Here is a 405-nt window from a genome sequence, read left to right on the forward strand (position 1 = left end):
AGTCATTTATCGCAACCGGCGACAATCCTGTAATGGCTAAATCACTGGGGATCCATACCGATGCCACGATCAACGTTGGTCTTATGATTTCTAATGGACTGGTTGGACTTTGCGGCGCGCTGGTTGCTCAAAACAATGGCTATGCCGATGTCAACATGGGGATTGGAACCATCGTAATCGCCCTGGCTTCAATCATCATCGGCGAAGTTGCCTTTGGCGAGCTGACACTGTCGCAGCGACTGGTTGCCGTAACCTTGGGAAGCATCATCTACCGCTTGATTCTGCTGGCAGTCCTGCAGCTGGGATTCAGTGCCAACGACCTCAACTTAATCTCTTCAATCGTCTTGGCATTGTGCATGATGCTGCCGCAGCTGGACAAGCTATTCCACATTAGCAAGCCGTTCT

The 405-nt window shown here is 50.9% G+C and carries 1 pseudogene; it reads left to right on the forward strand.

What is annotated here, in order from left to right:
* Nucleotides 1-32: 32 nt before the first annotated feature.
* Nucleotides 33-405: pseudogene (locus LJE08_RS13830) on the forward strand (ABC transporter permease); the annotation flags it as partial.

The sequence above is a fragment of the Holdemanella sp. DFI.5.55 genome, from assembly GCF_020593575.1.
Taxonomy (GTDB): domain Bacteria; phylum Bacillota_I; class Bacilli_A; order Erysipelotrichales; family Erysipelotrichaceae; genus Holdemanella; species Holdemanella hominis.